Here is a 24,970-nt window from a genome sequence, read left to right on the forward strand (position 1 = left end):
GTCGCCATAGTGGTGGGAGATATTCTCGAATGTGGTGGCGAAAATGAAAGAAACTGGGAATTTCCGCCGCAAGCTTCTGCAGCTGATCCAGGCCGACGGCACTCTGTCGTTGGCGGACCTGGCGGAAAAGGCCGGCATGTCGCAGAGCTCGGCCTGGCGGAAGATCCAGGAACTCGAAGCCGACGGCGTCATCCGCAAGCGCGTGACGCTGCTCGATCCCGGCAAACTCGATCTCAAGCTCTGCGTGATTGCGCACGTCACGCTGGAGGATCACCATGAGGAGGCGGTGGCTTCTTTCGCTTCAGTGGTGCTGGAGCGGCCGGAGATCATGGAGTGCTACGCCTTGTCGGGCGCCTTCGACTACATGCTGAAGATAAGGGCGAGGGACGTCGAAAGCTACGAAGCCTTCATGACCCGCTATCTGATGCGCAATCCGCATGTGCGCACCGTCGTATCGAGCTTCGTGTTGCGCGAGCTGAAATTCTCCACCGAACTGCCGCTCTGACCGTTATCGCGCGCTGTCGCCATGCCGGCTGCCCGGCATCATCACCGGATAGCCTTCGAACGTCTTCAGCGTGTCGAGCACGATTGACGTTTTCACGTGCTGCACGGATTCGTGCGGCAGCAGAACGTCGTTGACGAACTTCGACAGATCGGCGAGCCCACGGGTCGCCACCTTCAGGTGATAGTCCATCTCGCCGGTCAACGCGTAGGCTTCGAGAACTTCGGGCAGGCCGTTGATTAGTTGCGAAAATCGGCGGGCATTGTCTCGGTTGTGGGTCGCAAGCGTGACGGAAATGACCACCAGCATATCAAGGCCCAGCTTCTCCCGATCGAGGTGGGCACGGTAGCTGCGAATATATCCCTCGGCCTCCAGTCTGGTGCGCCGGCGTGAGCATTGCGACGGTGAGAGCGCGATGCGCTCACCAAGCTCGTTGTTCGTGAGCCTGCCATCCTTTTGAAGTTCAAGGAGGAGGCGCAGGTCTAGTTTGTCGAGGGGCTCATCCATTGCGCGAAATCTCCAAAATGCTCACAGGTCGTGCATAAAATGTTCCTTACGCATCAAGAACGCAAGAACTTTGCACGTGTTTTGAGCCATAGTTTGCATAGAAAATGCAATCTCCTCTGGAGGAAAGAAAATGGGTCCGTTCCCGCATGATGCGCCTCCGTCGGAAATCACCGCCGACAATCCGGCCGGCACCGACGGCTTCGAATTCGTCGAGTTCGCTCACCCCGAGCCTGAGAAACTTACCGAGCTCTTCACACGCATGGGCTATGTCGCGGTCGCCAGGCACAAGACGAAAGACATTACCGTCTGGCGCCAGGGCGACATCAATTATGTCGTGAATGCCGAGCCCGGCAGTCATGCCGCCCGTTTCGTCGCAAAGCATGGTCCCTGCGCCCCGTCGATGGCCTGGCGTGTGGTCGATGCCAGGCACGCCTTCGATCACGCCGTGTCGAAAGGCGCCGTTCCCTATGAAGGAAATGACAAGGTGCTCGATGTCCCGGCGATTGTCGGGATTGGCGGTTCGCTGCTCTATTTCGTCGAGACCTATGGGGCAAAAGGATCGGCTTACGAGGCCGAGTTCGATTGGCTTGGCGAGCCCAATCCGAAGCCGCTCGGGATCGGCTTTTACTATCTCGACCATCTCACCCACAACGTCTTCCGCGGCAACATGGACAAGTGGTGGGATTTCTACCGCAACCTGTTCAATTTCAAACAGATTCACTTCTTCGATATTGACGGCCGCATCACCGGTCTGGTCAGCCGCGCCATCACCTCGCCCTGCGGCAAGATCCGCATTCCGCTGAATGAATCGAAGGACGACACCAGCCAGATCGAGGAATATCTGAAGAAGTATCGGGGCGAGGGCATTCAGCACATCGCCGTTGGCACGGAGGATATTTACGAGGCAACCGACCGGCTTGCCGATAACGGCCTGCGCTTCATGCCGGGGCCTCCCGAGACCTATTACGACATGTCCTATGAACGCGTGCATGGCCATGACGAACCGATCGACCGCATGAAGAAGCACGGCATCCTGATCGACGGCGAAGGTGTGGTGAACGGCGGCATGACAAAAATCCTGCTGCAGATCTTCTCCAAAACGGTGATCGGTCCGATCTTCTTCGAATTCATCCAGCGCAAGGGCGACGAGGGTTTCGGCGAAGGCAACTTCCGTGCGCTGTTCGAGTCGATCGAAGCCGATCAGATCAAGCGTGGTGTCATCGGGACGGCAGCGGAGTAAACTCTACGGCGCAGTAGAGTTTTCGGAGAGGAGTTGAGCATGGACCAGGCAACGATCCAGGCCGCCGATGCGGAAGCGGCGACCGCAAACAGACTGAAATATATGCCGGGTTTCGGCAACGATTTCGAGACGGAGTCGCTGCCCGGCGCTTTGCCGCAGGGCCAGAACAGCCCGCAGAAATGCAATTACGGCCTTTATGCCGAGCAGCTTTCCGGCTCGCCCTTCACCGCGCCGCGCGGCACGAATGAACGGTCCTGGCTGTACCGCATTCGCCCGAGCGTGCGTCACACCCGCCGCTTTTCGAACGCGTCCTATCCGCTCTGGAAAACCGCGCCTTGTCTCGACGAGCATTCGCTGCCGCTCGGCCAGCTGCGCTGGGATCCGATCCCCGCGCCGGAGCAGAGGCTGAGCTTTCTGCAAGGGGTGCGGACGATGACGACGGCAGGCGATGCCGCGACCCAGGTCGGCATGTCGGCGCATGCCTATGTCTTCAATGAAGACATGGTCGACGACTACTTCTTCAACGCCGACGGCGAACTGCTGATCGTGCCGCAGCTCGGCGCCATCAGAGTGTTCACCGAAATGGGCATCATGGATGTCGAGCCGCTGGAGATATGCCTCATTCCTCGCGGCATGATGTTCAAGATCATGACAGTGGGCGAGCAGACGGTCTGGCGCGGCTATATCTGCGAGAACTATGGCGCCAAATTCACATTGCCGGACCGCGGGCCGATCGGCGCCAATTGCCTGGCAAACCCGCGCGACTTCAAGACGCCGGTCGCCGCCTTTGAAGACAAGGAAACACCCTGCCGCGTCCATGTGAAATGGTGCGGCAAATTCTATGTCACCGAGATCGGCCACTCGCCGCTTGATGTGGTTGCCTGGCACGGCAATTACGCGCCTTACAAATACGACTTGCGGACGTTTTCGCCGGTGGGCGCAATCAGCTTCGATCATCCCGACCCGTCGATCTTCTCGGTGCTGACGGCGCCGACCGAAGATGCCGGCACGGCGAATGTCGATTTCGTGATCTTTCCGCCGCGCTGGCTGGTCGCCGAACACACCTTCCGCCCGCCCTGGTATCACCGCAATATCATGAGCGAGTTCATGGGCCTGATCCATGGCCAGTATGACGCCAAGGAGGAGGGCTTCGTGCCTGGCGGGATCAGCCTTCACAACATGATGCTTCCCCACGGCCCGGATGCGCTCGCCTTCGAAAAGGCATCCAACAGCGAACTCAAACCGGTGAAGCTCGATCACACCATGGCCTTCATGTTCGAGACCCGCTACCCGCAGCAGCTGACCAAATATGCGGCCGAGCTCGAAACGCTGCAGGACGATTACCTCGAATGCTGGGATGGCCTCGAACGCAAGTTCGACGGAACCCCCGGAATCAAATGAGGATCGGCTCCTACGGCAGTGGAATTGAGACATGAAACTAGCGACCTTGAAGGACTCCACCAGGGACGGCCGCCTGGTGGTCGTTTCCCGCGATCTGACCCGCTGTTCGGAGGTCGGCCACATCGCCCGCACCCTGCAGGCGGCGCTAGACGACTGGGAGCATGTCGCTCCGAGACTTCGTCTGGTCGCCGAAGGCATCGAGACGGGCGCCCAGCCGACGATGCGGTTTCACGAACATGACGCCGCATCGCCTTTGCCGCGCGCCTATCAATGGGCCGACGGCTCGGCCTACGTCAACCATGTGGAGCTGGTGCGCAAGGCGCGCGGCGCCGAGATGCCGGCAAGCTTCTGGACCGATCCGTTGATGTATCAAGGTGGCTCTGACGGTTTTCTCGCACCGCGCGATCCAATCCTGATGGCGGACGAGGCCTATGGGATCGACATGGAGGGCGAGGTTGCCGTTATCACCGGCGACGTCGCCATGGGTTCTAGCCCGGAAGCCGCCGTAGGCGCCATTCGTCTGGTGATGCTCGTCAACGACGTGTCGCTGCGCGGCCTCATCCCGGACGAGCTGGCGAAAGGCTTCGGTTTCTTCCAGTCCAAGCCGGCCTCGGCATTCTCGCCGGTCGCGGTGACGCCGGACGAGCTAGAAGAGGCGTGGGACGGCAGCAAGCTGCACCTGCCTTTGCTCGTGAGCTTGAACGGCAGGCTATTCGGCAAGGCGAATGCCGGCATCGACATGACCTTCGACTTCGGCCGGCTGATTGCCCATGCCGCGAACACCCGCCACCTGGTGGCTGGAACGATCATCGGTTCCGGCACGGTCTCGAACAAGCTCGATGGCGGCCCCGGCAAGCCGGTGGACGCGGGGGGAGACGGCTATTCCTGCATTGCCGAACTGAGGATGATCGAGGCGATCGAGAGCGGATCACCGAAGACCCCCTTTATGAGGTTCGGCGACCAGGTCCGCATCGAGATGAAGGACCATGCCGGCCATTCGATCTTCGGAGCGATCGAGCAGACGGTCGGACGATATGAGGGAGCCGACCGGCGATGAACGAGATCATTCTCTACGACTACTGGCGGTCATCGGCGAGTTATCGCGTGCGGATCGCGCTCAATCTTCTGGGCCTCGACTACCAGACCGTGCCGATCAACTTGCTCGACGGTGCGCACAGAATGCCGGACTATCTCGCGCTCAATCCGCAGGGGCTCGTGCCGACACTTGTGATCGATGGGAAAACGCTGACACAGTCGCTGGCCATCATCGAATATCTGGCCGAGTCTCGGCCGGAATACGGGTTGCTGCCGTCCGATAGCTCCGATCGCCATAGAGTGCGCGCTCTCGCCTATGCAATTGCCATGGACATCCATCCGATCTGCAATCTGCATGTCGTCTCGCATCTTCTGACGCTGACCGACAAGGCGGAGGCTCGCGAGGAATGGATGAAGCATTTCATCGGCGATGGACTTCGCACGCTAGAGATCATGCTCGGGGAATCCGATGGCGCGTTCAGCTTTGGCGACAGGCCGTCGATGGTCGATCTCTGCCTTGTTCCCCAGGTCTACAATGCCCGCCGCTGGGGAGTTGATATGACTGCTTTCAGACGCATCAGCGATATCGACGCCAGATGCGCCGACCTCCCCGCCTTCCAGGCAGCGCATCCGGACCGCGTGAAGCCGTAGGAACTACGCGTCCCGCCACGATGAAAATATCGCCGCCTGGCCCAACCGCTTTCCCGTCTCATCGATGAGCTGCCAGACAGTGAAATTTTCGACCCAGAAACGGCGCCCCGATTTCGCCACCCTGAGGCCGCGGCCATTATCGAGGAAACCATCGCGCGCGACGGCATCCAGCAGCCGCTGGCGTTCGGCGCGATCAGGCTGCTCGGCCGATAGTCGCGACGGCAGCATGATGAATTCGTCCCAGCTATATTCGAAGCAGTTCTGCGCAGTCCGGTTTGCGTAGATGAAGCGCGGGTCGGGCAGTGTATTATGCGCGAGGACGACGAAAGGCGCATGGCTGTAAAGCCAATCCGGCCCTTGCCCATCCTCCACAAGACGGCGGCCGACAATGCGCTGGTAGCTGCCGGCAAGAAGGGCGAAGAAATCGGGATCATTCCTCAGGTCGAAGGCGTGATTGTCATAGGTGGAAGTCACGAACTGCCTCGCTGGTCAAATGTGTCGGTGCAGGCGACATAGCCGATATCAATTGCTCGCGTCTATGATGGCAGATCGAGTCCGAGACCGGAAAGGTGCTCGCCACGGACAAGGGAGCCAAGCCCCCGGACCGGTTGATCCATCTGCGGACAGGACAGGACGACATCTGTCGCACGAGTCGATCGCTGGGCACCGAGACGCAAGTGGCGTGCAAACGGCGCGACGAACTCGGTCCGCTGCTCAATCGCGTCGACTGGTGTTACGGCCTGAAGGCGAAGCCGGAGTAAACTGGAGTGGCACAAATGCGATGCCAACTCACGCAGCTATGCAGAATAGATATCACCGGTCCGCCGATAAGGTGCGGCAGTTGTCTGAGCAAGCCGGCATCTCTAAGACTTTCAATGTACACGTCCTGCTTTCCCGAAAATCGTTCCGATTTACGGGCCGATGCGCTAGCAGCCGTCAAGCGCCTTGATCCTGGAGACCAGGGTCTTGCCAAACACGTAGGTGGTCAGGACATCGGCGCGACCCTGGCAGCGACGGCCCTCATTGGTGACGTATTCGTAGGAAACCCGGACGTCATCAGTGCCGCGCAGCGCCGTGCCTGTGAGTTTGAGCGGCTGCGACATCGCGCCGAAGAAGGCGTGGATTGATGCTTCATTGAAGGGCCCCTGGCCACGCTTTTCCGGAATGACCAGCGCCGAGGCGGTTTCACCATCGGCTGCTGCGAGCGCCGAGTAGAAGGCCGTCACCGTGCGCATAGGATCGTGCGGAAACGTCTTGCCCGCCTCAGACGCCGGATCAGGTCCGTCCTCGTCAATCGCGTCATAGGTAATGCCCACGGCCTGTGCCTTATCGGCCGTCAGCCACGCGATGCCTTCAGGCGGTGCCGACGTCACGTAGGCGATGGCGGTGTCGGATAATCCCAGCTGATTGAGGTAGGCTCCGACCAGAGCGTTGGCGACGCCGCTCTCGCTGGCCTTGCCGTCCACCACCCGATAGGCGGCATGAAAGCCGATATTCGATTCGGGCTGAAGAAACCGGGGCGATCCGGCAAGCCAGGTGAGGGCGCAGGCTGACGCGCACAAGGTGCCCGGCGGGGTCGCCGTGGCAAAGCCTCTAAGGCGGACGGCCCGCCCGATCTCGATCCCGGCTTTGAGATCCCCGCCTTCGCTGTTCAGAAACACAAGTGCCTTGCTGGAGGCGGCAGCGAGGTTTCTGAAGACGATTTCGTCACCGTCGTTCAAGACGCCCGTGACCGAGATCAAGTCCGTGTCACCTTCCAACGGCTCTCGCGTGATCTCTGCCGCAGACAGAGGAAACGCGCATAAAAACAACAACCCAGCCACGATGTGACGCATCGATTCCCCCACTTTCGCTAGTGTTATTGAACATCGCGAAGGATGTTTTGCAAGACAGATCGTGCAACCCTGCAGAGGGCTTGGCCTGTGGATCGAAGTGAAAGAGGACGCACGCCGATCTCGTGGTAAATCCGCTATGACATTTCTTCGCGCGGGTCTCGATCTGATATACAGCGAATGTCGCCATCCTTCTTAACGTGATACGACATGTCAGAAGACGAGCATCCTGAGGAAAACAGCGTCCTCTCTGGATCTGACGACCCCGAGGAGCCGGCCGCGCGCTACCAACTCGGTCTTTGCCTTTCGGGCGGCGGCTACCGGGCCATGCTCTTCCATGCGGGATCGCTTGCGAGGCTGAACGAGGCGGGTCTTCTGCCGAAGCTCGATATGATCTCCTCGGTATCGGGCGGATCGATCGCCTCCGGCCTGCTGGCCTATGTGTGGCCGCGGCTTGTCTTTCAGGACGGGGTCGCCGTCAATTTCAAAGCCGAATATCTGGATCGCATTCTGGCTTTCAGCCAGATATTCGCCGATGGGCCAAGCTTTTTGAAGGGCGTGCTCAATCCCTTCTCGAGCGCTGCCGAGGAGGTCGCGAAACTCTACGAGCGACATCTGTTCGACGGAAGGTCGCCAAGCCTCAGCGATCTTCCGGGCGAGCCTTGGTTCGTATTTTGCGCCAGCAATCTCAGCACCGGTTCACTCTTCCGGATGTCGAACCGCTATATCGCGGATTACCGGATCGGCCTGTCGTTTCATCCGGCACTTTCGCTCGCGACCGCGGTTGCTGCTTCGGCGGCATTCCCGCCTGTGCTGTCGCCGCTGCGATTGGACCTATCGAAATTTTCCTGGAAAAGGGAAAAACTCGATGACACCGTTGGCGATCCCGTTGCACCGGAAAGGGCAATATTGAGCGACGGCGGGGTCTACGACAATCACGGCATCGAGCCGGCGCTGAAACGCTGCGACTGTCTATTTGTCAGCGATGCCGGCGCGCCTTGGCGCTCCTCGACCCGCGGATACTGGAACTATCTCTCGCAGCTCAAGCGCGTTCTCGATACGACGGACAATCAGGTGAGGTCGTTGCGGCGGCGAGACCTGATCGGCGGCTTCAAGGCTGCAAAACAGGCCGATAGGCTTGGCCTCGACGATCTCGCGAAATCGGCGCTGCGCGCAAGAACCCATGGCGTCTACTGGTCGATCGACAGCAAGGACGCCGAACTCAAACCCTACGCCTCTTACACGCTGCCGCCGTCCTCGGTCGTTCCGTCCGAGGTCGGCACCTATCTTCACTTCCTCGGCACCAGGGAAACGGAGCATCTGACGAACTGGGGGCACTATGTGTGCGACGCGATGCTCAATCGTTTCTATCAACCGCTGCTGGCGCCGTCCTCCGGCCCGCCGTTGGCATCCGGGACGGTGAAGCCCTCCTGGGCGGCGAGAGCGAGCAGGCGTCTATTCGACATTTTGCCCTTTTGACAATAGCCGGAGGTGCCGGCCAATGGAGCCCGGAGGCGGAACTCTGACGGGGTGAGGGAAGGGCTGCCCGGCGTGTGGCAATCCACGATATAGGGAAAGAGATGTCCGCAATGGATTACCTTGGCGAACCGATCCCATCTCGTTGAAGTGAACGGGTTCTCCGGCGAAGTCGGCGTTGTCGAACCATTCTGTCGCGAACGACCCGTTCGAACCGGCGCGGACAAAATCAGGGCCATGCACCATTATTATCCCAAGGATCGCGGGGTTACGAACCGCTCGAGATAACCGGTGCTCGCCGCAATCTCGTCCCATCCGTCGAGATCGAGGTCAATGACGGCGAGTCCCCCCGTCGGGAACTTCTCCCGCATGCGTCCCACGGCAGCGGCATCGCCGTCTGCCACGATCAGCGAGGCCGCATTCTCCATGCCGGGATTGTGGCCGACGATGAGCAGCGTGCGGATGCCAGGTTCGACGGCCCGGATCACATCGAGCATACGCTCGGCCGGCACCTCGTAGATATCCGCCGCCTCGTGTTCGATCTTTTTCAAAAGGGCCCCGCGGACGAGCTTCCAGGTTTCCCGCGCCCGGCGGGCCGGCGAGACGAGGACGAGATCGGGGATCAGTTTTTCGCGCACCATATAGGTGCCGATGACGGATGCTGCCTTGCGCCCGCGATCCGCCAATGGCCTTTCACGGTCGGCCACACCGCCGGGCCAGGCGGATTTGGCATGGCGCAAAAGGATGAGGCGGCGTTTCGGCAGCATGGGTTTCGGCGTCATTTTATCGCGAGGCCGATGTCGTCGGTTAGAGCTTCGTTGCGTGTTGACTCCTGGAGCATGAAGGGCCTCCGATACAGCTCGCAAACTAGGCGGACGTCAGTGGGAGGTCAGTCGTCGTTTCGTCCCACTTTTGCGAAAAGAGCATCCCGCGGATTTCGGCGTGACCGTGTTCAATCGAGCCTGGAACGCGTCTTGTCCGAAATCGAAATTAAGCTCGACCTCGCAGACGAAACTCTGGACGACGTCCTGAGTTCCGATCTGCCAGGAGAACCGCATTAGGTCTTCGAGCAGGCATCAACCTATTGCGATATCCCAGATCGCAGGCTGATGCAGGGAGGCTATTCGCTGCCAATTCGCAAAACGGGTCATCGTCCGGGCACTTTTAGTGCCCGGACGATGACCATTTCTTCTGTCGGAAATGGCCAATTTCAGAGGCTATTGGCCGGAACTAGCTTCGATTTCTCAACAGCCACTGAAGAACCGCAAGGCTACTCAGCTACAGCCGCTCGTCGCACCACACGTGTCGCACTTCTCGCAAGTGCCGTTCCGGACCATCGTGAAGTTCTGGCACTCCGAGCACATGTTGCCCGTATACCCTTGCATGATCGAGCGCTGGCGGCGTTCGGCTTCCACCTTCTTGGCTTCGGTCTTGGCCGTTGCCGCATCGGCCGCCGCCTTGTCGGAGAAGAGGGCGGTGGCGTCGCTGGTGATTTCTTCCATCACCTCTTCGGCGATCTCCTCGGCCAATTCCTTGGCGCGTTCCTCGTAATCGCGCTTGAAGGCGACGATTTCGGAGGTGGAGATGGCGGCGGCCGGCTCCAGCTTGCGGGCAGCGCTGCCGGCAAAGGCGGTGACCGTGCCGGTGGAAGCGGCGCGGGCAGGGGCTGCGGTAGCGGCCCCCTTGGGCTCGCCCGCCTGGCGTTCGCCGCCGGTGCCGGAAACCAGCGTCGGCTTGTAGCCGCGGGTCCAGCCGGTCGACAGAAGGTTGGTCTTGCCTTCCTGGATGCCCTTGCCGAGCGCGGTGTTGGAGAAATCCGACGTATCGACATGGGCGAGGTCATGACGGCCGAGATAGGAGACGGCCAGTTCGCGGAAGACATAGTCGAGGATCGAGGTGGCGTTCTTGATCGCGTCGTTGCCGATGACCATGCCGGCCGGCTCGAACTTGGTGAAGGTGAAGGCCTCGACATATTCCTCGAGCGGCACGCCATATTGCAGGCCGAGCGAGATGGCGATGGCGAAGTTGTTCATCATCGCACGGAAGGCAGCCCCTTCCTTGTGCATGTCGATGAAGATCTCGCCGAGGCGGCCGTCGCCGAATTCGCCGGTTCTGAGATAGACCTTGTGCCCGCCGACGGCCGCCTTCTGGGTGTAACCCTGGCGGCGGTTCGGCAGCTTCTCGCGTTCGCGCGAAACCCGTTCGATCACCCGCTCAATGATCTTCTCGGTGATGGTGACGGCCTGGGCGGCGACGGGCGCCTGCAGCAGTTCCTCCAGCGCATCCTCGTCGTCCTCGTCTTCGATCAGCGAGGCGTTGAGCGGCTGCGACAGCTTCGAGCCGTCGCGATAGAGGGCGTTGGCCTTGAGGCCGAGCTTCCAGGACAGCATGTAGGCGTTCTTGCAATCCTCGACGGTCGCCTCGTTCGGCATGTTGATCGTCTTGGAAATCGCGCCCGAGATGAAGGGCTGGGCAGCCGCCATCATGCGGATATGGCTTTCGACGGAGAGATAGCGTTTGCCGATCTTGCCGCAAGGATTGGCGCAATCGAAGACCGGCAGATGCTCTGCCTTGAGGAAGGGCGCGCCTTCCAGCGTCATCGCACCGCAGACATGGATGTTGGCGGCTTCGATGTCCTTCTTCGAGAAGCCCATGTGGTCGAGCAAGTTGAAGCTCATATCGGCGAGCTGCTCGTCGGAAACCTTCAGCGTGTCCTTCAGGAAGTCGGCGCCGAGCGTCCACTGATTGAAGACGAACTTGATGTCGAAGGCGCTCTTCAGCGCGGCGTTGACGGCTTCCACCTTTTCGTCGGTCAGGCCCTTGGCCTTCAGCGTCGACGGGTTGATCGCCGGTGCCTGGTTCAGGTTGCCGTGGCCGACCGCATAGGCCTCGATCTCGGCGATCTGGCTTTCCGAATAGCCGAGCGTGCGCAGCGCTTCCGGCACGGCGCGGTTGATGATCTTGAAGTAGCCGCCGCCGGCGAGCTTCTTGAACTTGACGAGGGCGAAGTCGGGCTCGATGCCCGTCGTGTCGCAATCCATGACGAGGCCGATCGTGCCGGTGGGCGCGATGACCGAAACCTGGGCATTGCGGTAGCCGTGCTTTTCGCCGAGCTCGAGCGCCTTGTCCCAGGCCGATTTGGCATGGGCGGCGAGATCCTGATCGGGGTTTTCCGAATGGATCAGCGCGACCGGATCGATCGACAGCGCCTCATAGCCGGAGGTTTCGCCGTAAGCGGCGCGGCGATGGTTGCGGATGACCCTGAGCATGCTCTCGCGGTTCGGCGCGAAGTTCGGGAAGGGGCCGAGTTCGCCGGCGATCTCGGCCGAGGTCGCATAGCAGATGCCGGTCATGATCGCAGTCAGCGAACCGGCGATGGCGCGGGCCTCAGTGGAGTCGTAGGGAATGCCCGACGACATCAGCAGGCCTCCGATATTGGCGTAGCCGAGGCCGAGCGTGCGGTATTCGTAGGAGAGTTCGGCAATGCGCTTCGACGGGAACTGCGCCATCATCACCGAGATTTCCAGCACGACGGTCCACAGGCGAACGGCGTGTTCGTAGTCGCCGATATTGATGCGCTTGGTGGCCTTGTCCTTGAACTGCAGGAGGTTCAGCGAGGCGAGGTTGCAGGCCGTGTCGTCGAGGAACATGTATTCCGAGCACGGGTTCGAGCCGCGGATCGGGCCGCCGGCCGGCGAGGTGTGCCAGTCGTTCATCGTCGTGTTGAAGTGGATGCCCGGATCGGCCGAGGCCCAGGCGGCATAGGAAATCGTTTCCCAGAGATCGCGCGCCTTCAGCGTCTTCATGACCTTGCCGTCCTTGCGGGCGGTCAGCTTCCATTCGCCGTCATTTTCCACGGCGCGCAGGAAGTCGTCCTTGATCGAGACGGAGTTGTTGGAGTTCTGGCCCGATACCGTGAGGTAGGCTTCCGAATCCCAGTCCGTGTCGTAGGTCTTGAATTCGAGGTCCTTGTAGCCCTGGCGAGCGAACTGGATGACGCGCTGGACGTAGTTTTCAGGAACCTGGTCCTTCTTGGCGGCGCGGATCTCGCGCTTCAGGGCAGGGTTCTTGGCCGGGTCGAAGCAATCGCCGTTGTCGCCTTCGCAATTGAAGCAGGCCTTCATGATCGCCTTCAGGTGCTTGGCGACAATCTTGGAGCCGGTGACGAGAGCCGCAACCTTCTGCTCTTCCTTGACCTTCCAGTTGATGTATTCCTCGATATCGGGATGGTCGATGTCGACGACCACCATCTTGGCGGCGCGGCGCGTCGTGCCGCCCGATTTGATAGCGCCGGCGGCGCGGTCGCCGATCTTCAGGAAGCTCATCAGGCCGGAGGAGCGGCCGCCGCCGGAAAGCTTTTCGCCTTCGCCGCGCAGCATCGAGAAATTGGAGCCAGTGCCGGAGCCGTATTTGAACAGGCGCGCTTCACGCACCCAGAGATCCATGATGCCGCCTTCGTTGACGAGATCGTCCTCGACCGACTGGATGAAGCAGGCATGCGGCTGCGGATGTTCGTAGGCCGACTTGGATTTGGTCAGCTTGCCGGTGAAGGGATCGACGTAGAAATGGCCTTGACCGGGGCCGTCGATGCCGTAGGCCCAGTGCAGGCCGGTGTTGAACCATTGCGGCGAGTTCGGGGCGACGCGTTGGGTGGCGAGCATATAGGCAAGCTCGTCCTTGAAGGCGGCAGCATCTTCTTCCGAAGAGAAATAGCCGCCCTTCCAGCCCCAATAGGTCCAGGTGCCGGCGAGACGATCAAATACCTGGCGCGCATCGATTTCGGAGCCGGTCTGCTCTTCCCTGGGCAGGGTCTTCAGCGCTGCATCGTCGGGAACGGAGCGCCACAGGAAGGAAGGAACGTCGTTTTCCTCGACCTTCTTCAGCCGGGTGGGAACACCGGCCTTGCGGAAATACTTCTGCGCCAGAACGTCGGTCGCGACCTGGGAGAACTGCGCGGGAACGTCGATATTCTCGAGGCGGAAGACGATCGACCCGTCCGGGTTCTTGATCTCGCTCGTCGCCTTGCGGAATTCGATATCCGCATAGGCGCCTTGGCCGGCTTTCGTGAAACGACGTTCGATGCGCATAGTCTTGACCTCGCGTTGGCGCCCGTCCCCAGGGCGCAAATTTCCTATCCGGCGGCACATTGTCGTCGTGCAGCCAGTCTCGTTTCCGTATCGTGACAGGGGTGTCATCCGGAGATGTCCTTCCTGTATCTTGTGGTGATGGTGGCTGCAAACACTAAATATAGTATTAACAGCTTATTATCGCCAGCCCCGATGTCACTTTTTTTGGAGGCAGAAAACCGCGCAGAAATCCTCTCTGGCCTGGGCCGGTTCCGGCACGACAGCCTCAATCTGCGTCTTGTTTTTCAAAGGGAACCGGGCTCGTACCTCCGGTCCTGTCGCCGCCGCAACATCAGGAACAGTAAAGTTGGAAACCGCTGATTCCGTCAAGGGCTGGTTTTTAATTGAATGGTAACCACAACATCTTGTGGATGCGCCTGTGGAGATTGGGGAAAGCCGGGGAGCGCTGAAAATACAATGACTTGCGGGCGTTGCCGGCTAAGGAAAATGCCGCAGCGGCAAAAAAGTGTCCTGCGGCAAATCTTATGATGGCATTTCCGGCGCAAATGCGCATGCCGATTCGCTGAGGAAATCAGCGCTGTCAAAGTGCGCCGGGATAGCGGCGCACTGCGGATTTGCGGCGATCAACGCGCGCCCTTGGCGATTGGTTCCTGGTAGGTGAAGCCCATGTCCCAGGGGAAATAGATCCAGGTGTCCTGGCTGACCTCGGTGATGAAGGTATCGACGGTCGGCACACCCTTCGGCTTGGCGTAGACGCAGGCGAAATGCGCCTTCGGCAGCATGGTGCGCACCTGCGCGGCTGTTTTGCCGGTATCCGTCAGATCGTCGACGACGAGCACGCCTTCGCCGCCGTTTTCGGCAAGCTCGGGCGCAATTCCCTTGAGCAGCACCATGTCGCCCTGGTTCACATAGTCATGATAGGAGGCGATGCAGACGGTCTCGATCAGGCGGATATTCAGCTCGCGCGAGATGATTGCGGCCGGAACAAGGCCGCCGCGGGTGATGCAGACGATCGCCTTGAAGGCCTGATTGAGGCCGGCAAGCCGCCAGGCAAGGGCACGCGCATCGCGGTGGAATTGATCCCAGGAAACGGGAAAGGCTTTATCGGGAAGGGACATTGGGGCTGCTCCGCGGCATGAATAGAGACGAAACGCCGTTCACCGGCGACCGGACGGCTTCAGCGGCAAAACGCAAATCGCGCAGCCGGAACTGCGCGAGATCGCCAGCTGCTGCGCGAGATCGCACCTGCTACTGCGCGAGGCGTGGCCGGGGCTGAAAGCCTTCATCGGTGGCAGCAATTAGCGGGATTTGCCGGTAAAACGCAAGAGCAGCCGCTCATCGCGACAACAGGGTCAGCGCCGTCATCGATTGCAGCAGGCTCTTCGTCGTGCCGCCGAAGATCGCCTGCCAGAGCCGGGAATGGGTATAGGCGCCCATGACGAGAAGATCGATGCTGCTGTCCGACAGCCGGTTTTCGATGACATGCGAGGCATTCCTGTCGACGCTGTGGCCCGTCGCAAGCGTCGTCTTCACGCCATGGCGGGCAAGTGCGGCGGCGATCTCGGCGCCTGATGTGAGCGGCGATTGCAGGGTGGTATCGGCCGGGTCGACCGAAAAAATCTCCACCTCCTCGGCCGCTTTCAGGAAGGGCAGCGCATCGAAGGTCGCGCGCGCCGCCTCCTTCGAGCCATTCCAGGCGATCAGCACGCGCTTGATCGGCTTCGGCTGGCGGATAACGTAAGGGATCATCAGCACCGGTCGCCCGGTCTCGAAGAGGAAGCTGTCGACGTCGACATGGCTGTCGGAGGGATTGGCCGGGTCGGCCTGCGATGCGATCAAAAGATCGGCGCTGCGAGCGCTTTCGATGAGCGGTGCGGAACCGTAGCCGGTGGAGGTGGTAAAGCTGCGCCATTCCGAGGAGGCGCCGGCGGCCTGCGCTTTCGCCTGAAAGATGCGTTCCACGGCGACCGTTTCACCATGCGCCATATCCTGCAGCGCCTGGACGGCGACCGGATCGGGAATTTCCATCGGTGCCACCAGCGGCACGGCCGATATGGTTTCGGCATGCAGGCCGATCACGTGTGCACCGCTTTCCGCGGCAATGGCGAAGGCGAAATCGGCAACGGCGGCGCTATTGTCTGCCGTATCGAGAATGGCGAGAATGGTTTTGTAGGACATATCAATTCTCCTTGCGCTGAAATGACGTGCGCGAGGGACGGAATGCACCGGACCGTTCTCCCGTTCCTTGACGGGGATCAAGTCCGGCTCCTCAAGCCTCGGCGGAATGGTTTTCTGCGATCTCCTTGTTCCGGCGGATGGCGTCGATCAACGCGTGGACCTCGGCGCCGGCTGCATCGATTGCCGGTTGCGAGCGGCCGCGCACGACGATCTCGGTCGAGAATTTCTGGCCGACATAACGCGGATAGGAACCGATGCTGGTATCCGGATGCGCTTTCTGGATTGCGGCAAGCGGCGTGCCGATATCACCCTCGCCATAAGGGCAGGCGATGGCGAGCGAGAGCACCGGCGTGCCGGTTCGAAGCGTCGGCAGCACATTGTCGACCATCGCCTGAAAGACCTGCGGCACGCCGGCCATAACATAGACATTGCCGATGATGAAACCCGGCGCCGTCGACACCGGATTGGGGATATGGATGGCACCCCGCGGCATGCGGGCCATACGCTGGCGCGCCTCGGTGAATTCCATCTCGCGGCGACGGTACATATCGGCCAGCAGGGTCATTGCCGCTCCGTCATATTCGCAGGGCAGACCGAAGGCCTTGGCGATCGCATCGGCGGTGATGTCGTCATGCGTCGGCCCGATACCCCCCGAGGTGAAGACGTAATCATATCGGGCGCGAAGCGCATTCAGCGCCTCGACGATCACCTCCTCGTCGTCGGCGACGATTCGCACTTCCTTGAGATCGATGCCGGAGAGCGTGAGCAGATCGGCGAGGTGGCCGATGTTCTTGTCCTTGGTGCGGCCGGAAAGGAGTTCGTCGCCGATGGCGAGCATGGCGGCGGTGACGACGGTGTCATGGCTCATGGGATGTTCCGTGATGTGAGGCTGGTCAATAGGTAGCGTCCTTGGGCCGCTTTGCAAACACGCGCGCGTGGTGCCGAAAAGTGTCAGCGGTTTTCGGACGATATCATGCTCGTTAGCACCGGCCGATGCGTCACTTTCGCGCCAAATCGGGGACGTTGAACACTGAGTTCTCCCGCGCAGGGCTGCCTTCGCCTTGGGCGCTGGTAGAAATCCGCCGGTTACGAAATTCCCGGTGTTTCAAGGAAAATGGAAGATGGCGAAAGTTCTCGTTCTTTAATTACTCGGCCTACGACCATATCGAAACCATGGCCTATGCCGTTGCTGAAGGCGCGAGGTCGGCTGGTGCCGACGTCACCGTCAAGCGCATCCCGGAACTGGTTCCGGAAGAGGTCGCCAAGGCTTCCTTGATCTCGATGCGTAAACGATGAAGGCGCGATGGGCGTGAGCCCGCCGCGCCTTTTCCAGTTTCTTGGGCCAGACGAAACGAGCGGCGCTGACGCTCGATTTCTCCTTGATATGCCTGCTCATTCATTCCGTGGCGGCGGCCGGCAGAGCCGATATTATTTTTACGCCCTACGGCTCTTCCCATCGCCCATGACGCAAGATATTGAAAACGCCGCAAGCGGGCGTGGCGAAACTGGTAGACGCAAGGGACTTAAAATCCCTCGGCCTTAGGCTATACGGGTTCGATCCCCGTCGCCCGCACCAGCCTACGCTCTGTGAGCTTCGGCTCGGCGAGCCGAAGAGAGCAGCCAAGCGAAGGCAGTCGCGCCGTAGTTCTGTTGGGAACGAAGGCGGACTGGTTCGATAATGCTCCGGTTAGCTGCAACAATCTTCATAATCGTGTTTGAATATGCCTGTATATTGCGCGCAAAAGCGCGTTATTGCTTGACAATGACATTTTCGGTGCAAGGATTGCGCCGCGGCGAGTAAGTGTTGTCTTCTGGGAGTAAGACGATGGTTTACGATTGGAGCGGGACCAGGGTTCGGCGCGTCCGGATATTCAAGACGAGCGTCGCACTTGTTCTTGCAACTGTTGTGGCTGCGATACCGCTGTTTTTCTGGGCATTGGATTTGCCGGGTTTCTGATCCGCAATAATCAGCGTTCTGCGAAAGGCAGGCCGTTTGGAGCTCTGCTCTCGCGCCATCTGTTGATCACCCAGCCGGCGACGAGGCCGAGAGCGGCGCCCATGGCCTTGATGCCCGCATCATGCAGGCGCGGATGGCGGGTCGGCGAGAAATACTGCAGATATTCGATGCCAACTGCCCCAATGATCAGCAGCACGGCCACCAGTTTCCACTGTTTCGGATAGGCGAGCGCAAAGGCGAGGCCGAGAAGAACATAGGCGGCGCCGCGGTCCGTATCGACCGTCGTGACCGTATCCGGTCTCAGCCCGATCGGCGAAACCGTGACAAATAGGATGAAGGCGAGCAGCAGCCAGGCGAGCGGTCTTGCGAATTTGAAGATCATCATCGCTCCATATAAGTGGCAAGCCTTTCCAATGACAGTTAAAATCAGTTCATCTGCCGCCGATTTTGCGATTGGCTTAAGAAAGGCTCTATGGGCTGAGCCGGCCGGTCAGTGAATCCTTTCCTTTGGCCGCCGGCCTGTGCCATAGCGGCGGTACCAATCATGAGAATGGATCACGCCCGTGACGAGACTTGAAGTCGAAAGCGCCGAAGAGGCAATGCGTAGCCTCTTTCCGGCAACGCCGCTGCAGCTCAATGATCATCTCTCGGCCCGCTACGGCGCCGACATCTGGCTGAAGCGCGAGGATCTATCGCCGGTGCGCTCCTATAAGATCCGCGGCGCCTTCAATTTTTTCCGCAAGGCGATCGGGCAGGGGGCGGCCGGCAAGACCTTCGTCTGCGCCTCGGCCGGCAACCATGCCCAGGGCTTTGCCTATGTCTGCCGTCATTTCGGCGTGCCAGGCGTCGTCTTCATGCCGGTGACGACGCCGCAGCAGAAAATCGACAAGACCCGCATGTTCGGTGCGCAATTCATCACCATCCGGCTGTTCGGCGACTTTTTCGATCAGTGCTATCAGGCGGCGCGCGAGCATGTCGAGGCGGTCGGCGGCGTCATGGTGCCACCCTTCGACCATGCCGATATCATCGAGGGGCAGGCGACGGTCGCTGCCGAGATCATGCAGCAGCTGCCTGAGGGAACGGTGCCCGATATGGTGGTTCTGCCGGTCGGCGGCGGCGGACTGGCCGCCGGCATCACCGGTTATCTCGACGGCGTCGTGCCGAAATCGTCCTTTGTCTTCGCCGAACCGTCCGGCGCGCCGAGCCTCAGACGCAGCATCGAGGCAGGCAAGGTGACGACGCTTGCTAAGGTCGACAACTTTGTCGACGGCGCAGCGGTCGCCCGCATCGGCGATCTGAATTTCGCCGCTCTTCGCGATTTTCCGGCAAGCCAAGTGCAACTGATGCCGGAAAACGCCATCTGCGTCACCATCCAGGAGATGCTGAACGTCGAGGGCGTCGTGCTGGAGCCGGCCGGCGCCTTGTCGCTGACGGCAATCGCCGCGATGGATCGGCAGGCGATCCGCGGCAAGACCATCGTCGCCGTCGTCTCCGGCGGCAATTTCGACTTCGAGCGCCTGCCTGACGTAAAGGAAAGAGCCATGCGTTACGCAGGGCTGAAGAAATACTTCATCCTGCGGCTTGCCCAACGTCCCGGGGCGCTCAGGGATTTCCTCAATCTGCTCGGACCCGACGACGACATCGCCCGCTTCGAATATCTGAAAAAATCGGCGCGCAACTTCGGCTCGATCCTGATCGGCATCGAAACCAAGGCGCCCGAGAATTTCGCCCGGCTGATTGCAAATTTCGAAGCCTCCGGCATGGGTTACGAGGATATCACCGAAAACGAGATCCTCGCTAACCTGATCATTTGACTTGGCGATCGTAATGCCGCCGTGCTAGAGACACGACATGGCTTCATTCATTTCCAATCTTTTTTCGATGTTCTCCGGCGGGGCCAAACCGGCCTCGCAGGCGGCGGGCCCGTCCGGCGAGCCGCAGCTTTACGGCGATTGCACGATCTATGCGGAGCCGCGGAAGGAAGGCAGCCAGTATCGCCTTGCCGGCCGCATTGAAAAGAAGGTCGGCGACGAGGTGCTGGTGCGCAGTTTCATCCGCGCCGACATGTTTTCCTCCTCCGACGACGCAATCGAATGCACGGTGCGCAAGGCGCAGCAGATTATCGATCAGCATGGGTCGTCACTCTTCAGTGATGGCGAGAAGATCCGTCAGGTCTGAAGTCGGAATCCAGTCCCGTTCGGCGATTGCCTTTCAATCGTATGTCGTCGGTTCTGATTCCGGTCAGGTGATCTTGCACACGCAATCTTAAAGGATTGCGGCGAAAGCTATCGTTTGCAGGATTTGCGGGGCCGCTTTTGTGCTTCAATTTTTCAGACGATCGATCAAAGGATCCGCTGTCGTGATCGCAGTGCCCGCCCGGCCGCGAAGACGCCTGCCGGACGTCTCGGTGCCGTGATGGAGGCACTCAACCTCGCGCTCTTCGTCGTCGAAGCCATCGCCTATTTCGTGCTGATGGTGACGCTTCTGCATTTCCGCCATCGGCTCGGCCTCGGGGTTTTCTTGACGGCGCTCGGCGTCATGCATTTCATGGAGACCTACCTAGCGGCGGTCTTTTACGTCTCGCTGCCGTTCGGCGATGTGTCCCCGGGCTCATCCGTCTTCTTCTCCGGCAAGCTGATGATGATCCTGATGCTGTATCTGTGGGAGGATGCCGCGACGGTGCGCCAGCCGATCTACGGCTTGTTTCTCGGCAATCTGCTTACCGTCGGCATCGCCTGGGTGCTGCAGTTGCATCAGCCGCTACAGCTGTCGTCGAACAACACGCCCGACGTCGATTTCCTGAAGGAGATGGGCTGGCTGATGATCTGGGGCACGGCGCTGCTCTACGTCGATTCGCTCGGCATCATCCTGCTCTACGAAAAACTCGGCGATTTCTTCCGCAGGCGTGTCGTCCTGCGTTTCGTGATCTCCGGCTTTGTGCTGCTGACTTTCGATCAGGTCGGCTTCTTCGCCGCGCTGCACTATTTCCTCGATGTTCCGGTCGCCGTATTCTGGGGTGGCTGGAAGGCGAAGATGCTCTCCGTCTGCCTCTATGGGGCGATGTTTGCCGTCTATGAATATCGGATCCGCCGCCTTGGCGCCGACGCCGCCGCGCGCTCCATCAGCGACATCTTCGGTGATCTCACCTTTCGCGAACGCTATAACGACCTCCTGGAGCGCACCGGCCGCGATATGCTCACTGGCGTCTATGACCGTACGCGCATGGAACTCGAAGCGCCGCTGATGCTACGCGAGGCCTTGAGGCAGGGGCTGTTTGCCACCGTCCTCATTATCGACGCCGATCACTTCAAGGATGTCAACGATGGTCACGGCCATCTTCAGGGCGACGAGGTGCTGAAGGCGATCGCCGCTCGGCTCGGCACGACGCTGCGGTCCAGCGACCGCATCTTCCGCTTCGGCGGGGAGGAATTCGTCGCCGTCTGCCCCGGCACAAGCCATGAGGAGGGGCTGCTGCTTGCCAATCGCCTGCGCTGGACGATCGAGACCAGCGTCAAAACGCCGGATGACAAGCCGGTGACGGTCAGCATCGGCGTTGCGACAGCTGACGAGGACGGCATCAGCTTTACGACGGTGCTCACCGCCGCCGACGGCAGGCTCTACGCGGCAAAGAAAAGCGGCCGCAACTGCGTCGTCGGCCGCTCCGGCATGGTGCAACCGGGTTAGGTGGCTGATCGTGTCGATCACCGTAGCAGGATGGCCGGTGTTCGCGATGGTGCGACAATCGCAACATGTTCCTTCGAGCCTGTGGTTTTTGCCATCCTTAATGTGCTCACCGCGCCATGCGTAAGAGTTGGGACAATGTAACCGTAGCAGGGACGGGGGGCTGGGCAAGTTTTGCCAGCCCCCACTGCAGTCAGGCGGCGCGGAAGATCTTGGCGCCGGATGGCGCGCCCGTCATGCCGCCATCGACGGTGATTTCGATGCCGGTGACGTTGGCGGAATCATCCGAGGCGAGATAGAGCGCTGCCTTGGCGATTTCGTCGGCTTCGCTCATGCGGCCGAGCGGGCTTAGGCCGCCCATCCGAGCTTCGAGCGCCGACATCGCATCGTCCGTTGGCGCCATCGGCGACCAGATCGGCGTCTTCGTGCCGCCTGGTGTCACCTGGTTGACGCGGATGCCGCGCGGCGCAAGTTCCGACGCCATATTGCGCGTCATGGCGCGCACCGCCGCCTTGGTCGCCGCATAGGCCGACCAGCCGGGAGCGCCGAGCACGGCATGCACCGAACCGTTGAGAACAACCGAGCTGCCGTCGCTGAGATGCGGCAGGGCCGATTGCACGGTGAAGAATACTGCCGTCAGATTGGTGCTGATGATTCGATTGAACTGCTCCGGCGACGTGTCACCGAGTGGTGTTGCGCCGCCGATGCCGGCGTTGGCGAAGACGATGTCGAACTTTCCGACCTTCGCGGCAGCTTCCGCAAAAGCCTTCTCGGTGGCGGCGGCATCGGTGACATCGACCTTCAGCGCCAGCACACCGCTCCCAAGCGCCTTTTCGGCAGCGGCAAGCGTTTCCGGGTTGCGGCCGGTGATCACCACCTTGGCACCCTCGTCGATGAAGACTTTGGCGGTCGCAAGACCGATACCGCTGTTTCCGCCGGTGATCAGGGCGACCTTGTTTCTTAGACGCATGATTCATGCTCCTCTTGGAAATGGCAACGATCTCGATTATGATCGTTATCTATAAGGATTATGATTGTAATCCATGGGAGTCAACAGACAATTCGATGAGGTTCCGATGGGGCGTTCGCAGCTGGAAAAACAGAAGACGCACGAGAAGATCGTCGAGACCGCGTCAAAGCGGCTGCGCGAAGAGGGGCTTGATGGCATTGGCGTCGCCGACCTGATGAAGGAAGCCGGTCTGACCGTCGGCGGCTTCTACAAGCACTTCGCCTCCCGTGACGATCTCGTCGCCGAAGCGATCGAGTCCGCCTTCGATTCATGGGGGCGCAGGCTGGAAGCAGAGGGGGTTGACCCGGCGAAGATGACGGCTGCCGATGTCGCCGATCGCTATGTCAGCGCCTATCACCGCGACAATCCGGGCGAAGGCTGCCCTTTCGCCGCGCTGACCTCCGATATCGCGCGCAGCGGCGAGAAGGCGCGGCGCATTGCGACGGAGCGGCTCGAGCGTAATTTCGAGGCTTTGGCCAGCAAGGCCACGGGAGCGAATGAAGGGGAAAGACGGCAAAAGGCCATCATGGCTTTCGCGATGATGGCAGGCGGCGTCGGCCTTGCCAGGGTTTCCTCGGATGAGGGGCTTTCGGGCGAGATCCTGGAGACGATCCGGGATTTTGTCGCCGATATCGGCAAATGACGAACGGCCGGCACGTGCCGGCCGTTCAATGGAGGGTTGGGCAGCCGATCAGGCTGCGAGTGCGATTTCCTCGACGCGCGACTTGGCGGCGCCGATGGCCTTTTCAGCGGCTTCCGGGCCGAAAGCCAGGCCTTCGACATAGATGGTCTCGATATCGGTGATGCCGAGGAAGCCGAGAACCGATTTCAGGTAAGGCACGGCATGGTTCAGGGGAGCAGCCGGTCCCTGCGAGTAGACGCCGCCCGAAGCAAGCACCACATAGACTTTCTTGCCGGTCACGAGGCCGACCGGGCCGCTTTCCGTGTACTTGAAGGTCACGCCCGCGCGGGCGACATTGTCGATCCACGTCTTCAGCGACGAATAGATGTTGAAGTTGATCAGGCCGGTGCTGATGACGATCGTGTCGGCGGCAAACAGTTCGGCGACCAGTTCGTCGGAGGTCTTGATGGCGGCGATCTCTTCGGCGGTGCGGGCTTCCGCCGGCTTGCGGATCGCGCCGGTGAAGAGGTCGTCGATATGCGGCAGCGGGGTGGCGGCAAGGTCGCGGCGGACGACGACACTGCCCGGCTTCTGGTTTTTCAGCTTTTCGGCGAGATCGGCGGCGATCGGCGTCGAGAGTGATTCGGCACGCGGGCTGGACGTCAGAAGAAGAATGGACGACATGGATCATTTCCTTTCGAATTGAACGGAACGGCTCGTTGCTGGGAGGTGAGCCGCGGTGTCGAACAGGAAAATAAGTCTGGCCTGCTATCGAAAAAACGGAGATAATGTCGATCGAAACTATCGATGGAATGGATGGAAGATGCTTCCGAACCCGACCCTGGATCAATTGCAGGTGTTTTTGACGGTTGCCGAAACCGGCAGCTTCTCGGCCGCTTCAAGGGCATTGAACCGGGCGCAATCGGTTATCAGCTATACGATCGCCAACCTGGAGGCGCAGCTGGAAGTGGCGCTTTTCGAGCGTTCCGGCGCGCGCCAGCCGAAGCTGACCGAGGCGGGCAAGGCGATGCTCGAGGATGCGCGCCGTATTCTGGGTGACCTGCAGGTCATGCGGGCGCGCGTCAAAAGCCTGAGGGAAGGGCTTGAAGCGGAGGTTTCCGTGGCCATCAGCGTCATGGTGCCCTCGCGGGCCGTGGTGGACGTGCTGCACGAATTCCGCGAGACGTTTCCGACCGTTTCATTGAACCTCAATGTCGGCGAGCTCGGAATGGTCATGGATCTCGTATTGAGCGGCAAGGCGACGATCGGCATTGGCGGCGCTGTGCTGAAGCAGGATGATTCGATCATCACGGAGCGGATTGGCCATTCCTTCATGTTGCCCGTTGCCGCACCCGACCACCCGCTTGCCCGCATCGACCGGCCGTTGACACTCGGCGACGTGCGCGAGGAAGTGCAGCTCGTCGTCACCGACGCCTCAGGCCGCACCAAGGGACGGGATTTCAATGTCTTGTCGTACAAGACGTGGCGGGTCAGCGATATCGCGACGAAACACCAGCTTATCAAGGCCGGACTCGGCTGGGGCGGACTTCCGGCATCCATAATGCATGACGACTTGCGCAGCGGCGCGCTCGTCCATCTCGATCTCGAGGCCTATGAACAGGGCGAGTACGCCATCTACTCGATGCGCCAGCTCGCCAACCCGCCCGGACCTGCCGCCAGCTGGATGATCGACGCGTTCCGTACGCGGTTATCAAACTGCCCGAACCAGGCCGATTTTCATGCGCAGATGGCGGAACTGCGCGATACCATTCCACCGCTTGCAGCCGAGTGA

Annotated in this window: 22 protein-coding genes, 1 tRNA gene and 2 pseudogenes; 14 read left to right on the forward strand and 11 right to left on the reverse strand. The window is 60.5% G+C overall.

Translation table 11 applies throughout. From position 1 onward, the window contains the following. Positions 1–43 precede the first annotated feature (43 nt). Positions 44–505, forward strand: a complete 462-nt coding sequence (locus tag AMK02_RS08835; RefSeq protein WP_064801990.1) for an Lrp/AsnC family transcriptional regulator — start codon at positions 44–46, stop codon at positions 503–505. 3 nt (positions 506–508) lie between these two features. Here AMK02_RS08835 and AMK02_RS08840 read toward each other — a convergent pair whose 3' ends face one another. Continuing rightward, positions 509–1,009: an Lrp/AsnC family transcriptional regulator gene (locus AMK02_RS08840; RefSeq protein WP_064801992.1), complete on the reverse strand. Its 501-nt coding sequence runs from the start codon at positions 1,007–1,009 to the stop codon at positions 509–511. A gap of 130 nt (positions 1,010–1,139) precedes the next feature. Between AMK02_RS08840 and hppD the strand changes: the two genes are divergently transcribed. Genes hppD through maiA form a run of 4 tightly spaced genes read left to right on the forward strand, consistent with a single transcriptional unit; the run spans position 1,140 to position 5,336 of the window. Further along, on the forward strand, positions 1,140–2,249 hold the full coding sequence (hppD, locus tag AMK02_RS08845) for a 4-hydroxyphenylpyruvate dioxygenase (protein ID WP_064801993.1): 1,110 nt from the start codon (positions 1,140–1,142) through the stop codon (positions 2,247–2,249). A gap of 39 nt (positions 2,250–2,288) precedes the next feature. Then, positions 2,289–3,650: a homogentisate 1,2-dioxygenase gene (gene hmgA, locus AMK02_RS08850; protein ID WP_064801995.1), complete on the forward strand. Its 1,362-nt coding sequence runs from the start codon at positions 2,289–2,291 to the stop codon at positions 3,648–3,650. Positions 3,651–3,681: 31 nt separating this feature from the next. Next, positions 3,682–4,707 carry a fumarylacetoacetate hydrolase family protein gene (locus AMK02_RS08855; protein WP_064801997.1) on the forward strand — a complete coding sequence of 342 codons (1,026 nt, stop codon included), beginning with the start codon at positions 3,682–3,684 and terminating at the stop codon, positions 4,705–4,707. Further along, positions 4,704–5,336, forward strand: a complete 633-nt coding sequence (gene maiA / locus AMK02_RS08860) for a maleylacetoacetate isomerase (protein WP_064802000.1) — start codon at positions 4,704–4,706, stop codon at positions 5,334–5,336. Before AMK02_RS08855 ends, maiA begins: the two co-directional genes overlap by 4 nt. A gap of 3 nt (positions 5,337–5,339) precedes the next feature. On the opposite strand, the gene AMK02_RS08865 is transcribed toward maiA, so the two are convergent. After that, positions 5,340–5,810: an MEKHLA domain-containing protein gene (locus tag AMK02_RS08865; RefSeq protein ID WP_064802001.1), complete on the reverse strand. Its 471-nt coding sequence runs from the start codon at positions 5,808–5,810 to the stop codon at positions 5,340–5,342. Between the two features lie 71 nt (positions 5,811–5,881). Between AMK02_RS08865 and AMK02_RS32065 the strand changes: the two are divergent. Further along, positions 5,882–6,146, forward strand: a pseudogene (locus tag AMK02_RS32065) (hypothetical protein); the annotation flags it as partial. 116 nt (positions 6,147–6,262) lie between these two features. Here AMK02_RS32065 and AMK02_RS08875 read toward each other — a convergent pair. After that, positions 6,263–7,171, reverse strand: a complete 909-nt coding sequence (locus tag AMK02_RS08875) for a hypothetical protein (RefSeq protein WP_064802005.1) — start codon at positions 7,169–7,171, stop codon at positions 6,263–6,265. 207 nt (positions 7,172–7,378) lie between these two features. Here AMK02_RS08875 and AMK02_RS08880 point away from each other — a divergent pair, with 207 nt between their 5' ends. Next, on the forward strand, positions 7,379–8,647 hold the full coding sequence (locus AMK02_RS08880; protein WP_064802007.1) for a patatin-like phospholipase family protein: 1,269 nt from the start codon (positions 7,379–7,381) through the stop codon (positions 8,645–8,647). A 245-nt stretch (positions 8,648–8,892) separates the two neighbouring features. Here AMK02_RS08880 and AMK02_RS08885 read toward each other — a convergent pair whose 3' ends face one another. From AMK02_RS08885 to AMK02_RS08905, 5 genes are all read right to left on the reverse strand, one after another. Beyond that, complete coding sequence (locus AMK02_RS08885; RefSeq protein ID WP_064802008.1) at positions 8,893–9,426, reverse strand: SixA phosphatase family protein; 534 nt, start codon at positions 9,424–9,426, stop codon at positions 8,893–8,895. A 492-nt stretch (positions 9,427–9,918) separates the two neighbouring features. Continuing rightward, positions 9,919–13,731: a vitamin B12-dependent ribonucleotide reductase gene (locus AMK02_RS08890; protein ID WP_064802010.1), complete on the reverse strand. Its 3,813-nt coding sequence runs from the start codon at positions 13,729–13,731 to the stop codon at positions 9,919–9,921. A gap of 623 nt (positions 13,732–14,354) precedes the next feature. After that, on the reverse strand, positions 14,355–14,849 hold the full coding sequence (gene gpt / locus AMK02_RS08895) for a xanthine phosphoribosyltransferase (protein WP_064802011.1): 495 nt from the start codon (positions 14,847–14,849) through the stop codon (positions 14,355–14,357). A 217-nt stretch (positions 14,850–15,066) separates the two neighbouring features. Further along, complete coding sequence (locus AMK02_RS08900; RefSeq protein ID WP_064802013.1) at positions 15,067–15,909, reverse strand: universal stress protein; 843 nt, start codon at positions 15,907–15,909, stop codon at positions 15,067–15,069. A gap of 91 nt (positions 15,910–16,000) precedes the next feature. After that, positions 16,001–16,777, reverse strand: coding sequence for a competence/damage-inducible protein A (locus tag AMK02_RS08905; protein ID WP_064802015.1), 777 nt, complete (start codon positions 16,775–16,777; stop codon positions 16,001–16,003). Between the two features lie 253 nt (positions 16,778–17,030). Between AMK02_RS08905 and AMK02_RS31090 the strand changes: the two are divergent. Both AMK02_RS31090 and AMK02_RS08910 read left to right on the forward strand, forming a co-directional pair. Beyond that, positions 17,031–17,181: pseudogene (locus AMK02_RS31090) on the forward strand (NAD(P)H:quinone oxidoreductase); the annotation flags it as partial. A 218-nt stretch (positions 17,182–17,399) separates the two neighbouring features. Continuing rightward, positions 17,400–17,485: transfer RNA gene (locus tag AMK02_RS08910), tRNA-Leu, on the forward strand. A 391-nt stretch (positions 17,486–17,876) separates the two neighbouring features. On the opposite strand, the gene AMK02_RS08915 is transcribed toward AMK02_RS08910, so the two are convergent. Beyond that, positions 17,877–18,251, reverse strand: coding sequence for a VanZ family protein (locus AMK02_RS08915; protein ID WP_064802017.1), 375 nt, complete (start codon positions 18,249–18,251; stop codon positions 17,877–17,879). A 178-nt stretch (positions 18,252–18,429) separates the two neighbouring features. Here AMK02_RS08915 and ilvA point away from each other — a divergent pair, with 178 nt between their 5' ends. From ilvA to AMK02_RS08930, 3 genes are all read left to right on the forward strand, one after another. Beyond that, the gene (ilvA, locus tag AMK02_RS08920) at positions 18,430–19,680 is read left to right on the forward strand and encodes a threonine ammonia-lyase (protein WP_064802019.1); all 1,251 of its coding nucleotides are present in this window, start codon (positions 18,430–18,432) and stop codon (positions 19,678–19,680) included. Positions 19,681–19,717: 37 nt separating this feature from the next. Next, entirely contained in the window at positions 19,718–20,044 is a 327-nt protein-coding gene (locus AMK02_RS08925; RefSeq protein WP_064802021.1) for an HlyU family transcriptional regulator, read from the forward strand. A gap of 234 nt (positions 20,045–20,278) precedes the next feature. Further along, a complete protein-coding gene (locus tag AMK02_RS08930) occupies positions 20,279–21,550 on the forward strand; it encodes a GGDEF domain-containing protein (protein WP_189637006.1) in 1,272 nt (423 codons plus the stop codon). Positions 21,551–21,740: 190 nt separating this feature from the next. On the opposite strand, the gene AMK02_RS08935 is transcribed toward AMK02_RS08930, so the two are convergent. Then, the gene (locus tag AMK02_RS08935; RefSeq protein ID WP_064802023.1) at positions 21,741–22,517 is read right to left on the reverse strand and encodes an SDR family oxidoreductase; all 777 of its coding nucleotides are present in this window, start codon (positions 22,515–22,517) and stop codon (positions 21,741–21,743) included. A gap of 106 nt (positions 22,518–22,623) precedes the next feature. Here AMK02_RS08935 and AMK02_RS08940 point away from each other — a divergent pair, with 106 nt between their 5' ends. Continuing rightward, positions 22,624–23,199: a TetR/AcrR family transcriptional regulator gene (locus AMK02_RS08940; protein ID WP_064802025.1), complete on the forward strand. Its 576-nt coding sequence runs from the start codon at positions 22,624–22,626 to the stop codon at positions 23,197–23,199. Between the two features lie 48 nt (positions 23,200–23,247). Here AMK02_RS08940 and AMK02_RS08945 read toward each other — a convergent pair whose 3' ends face one another. Further along, complete coding sequence (locus AMK02_RS08945; protein ID WP_064802027.1) at positions 23,248–23,862, reverse strand: FMN-dependent NADH-azoreductase; 615 nt, start codon at positions 23,860–23,862, stop codon at positions 23,248–23,250. A gap of 139 nt (positions 23,863–24,001) precedes the next feature. Between AMK02_RS08945 and AMK02_RS08950 the strand changes: the two genes are divergently transcribed. Further along, positions 24,002–24,970 (forward strand): LysR family transcriptional regulator, encoded by a 969-nt coding sequence (locus AMK02_RS08950; protein ID WP_064802029.1) that lies wholly within the window; start codon positions 24,002–24,004, stop codon positions 24,968–24,970.

Origin of the sequence: Rhizobium sp. N731 (genome assembly GCF_001664145.1) — a bacterium.
GTDB classification, from domain to species: domain Bacteria; phylum Pseudomonadota; class Alphaproteobacteria; order Rhizobiales; family Rhizobiaceae; genus Rhizobium; species Rhizobium esperanzae.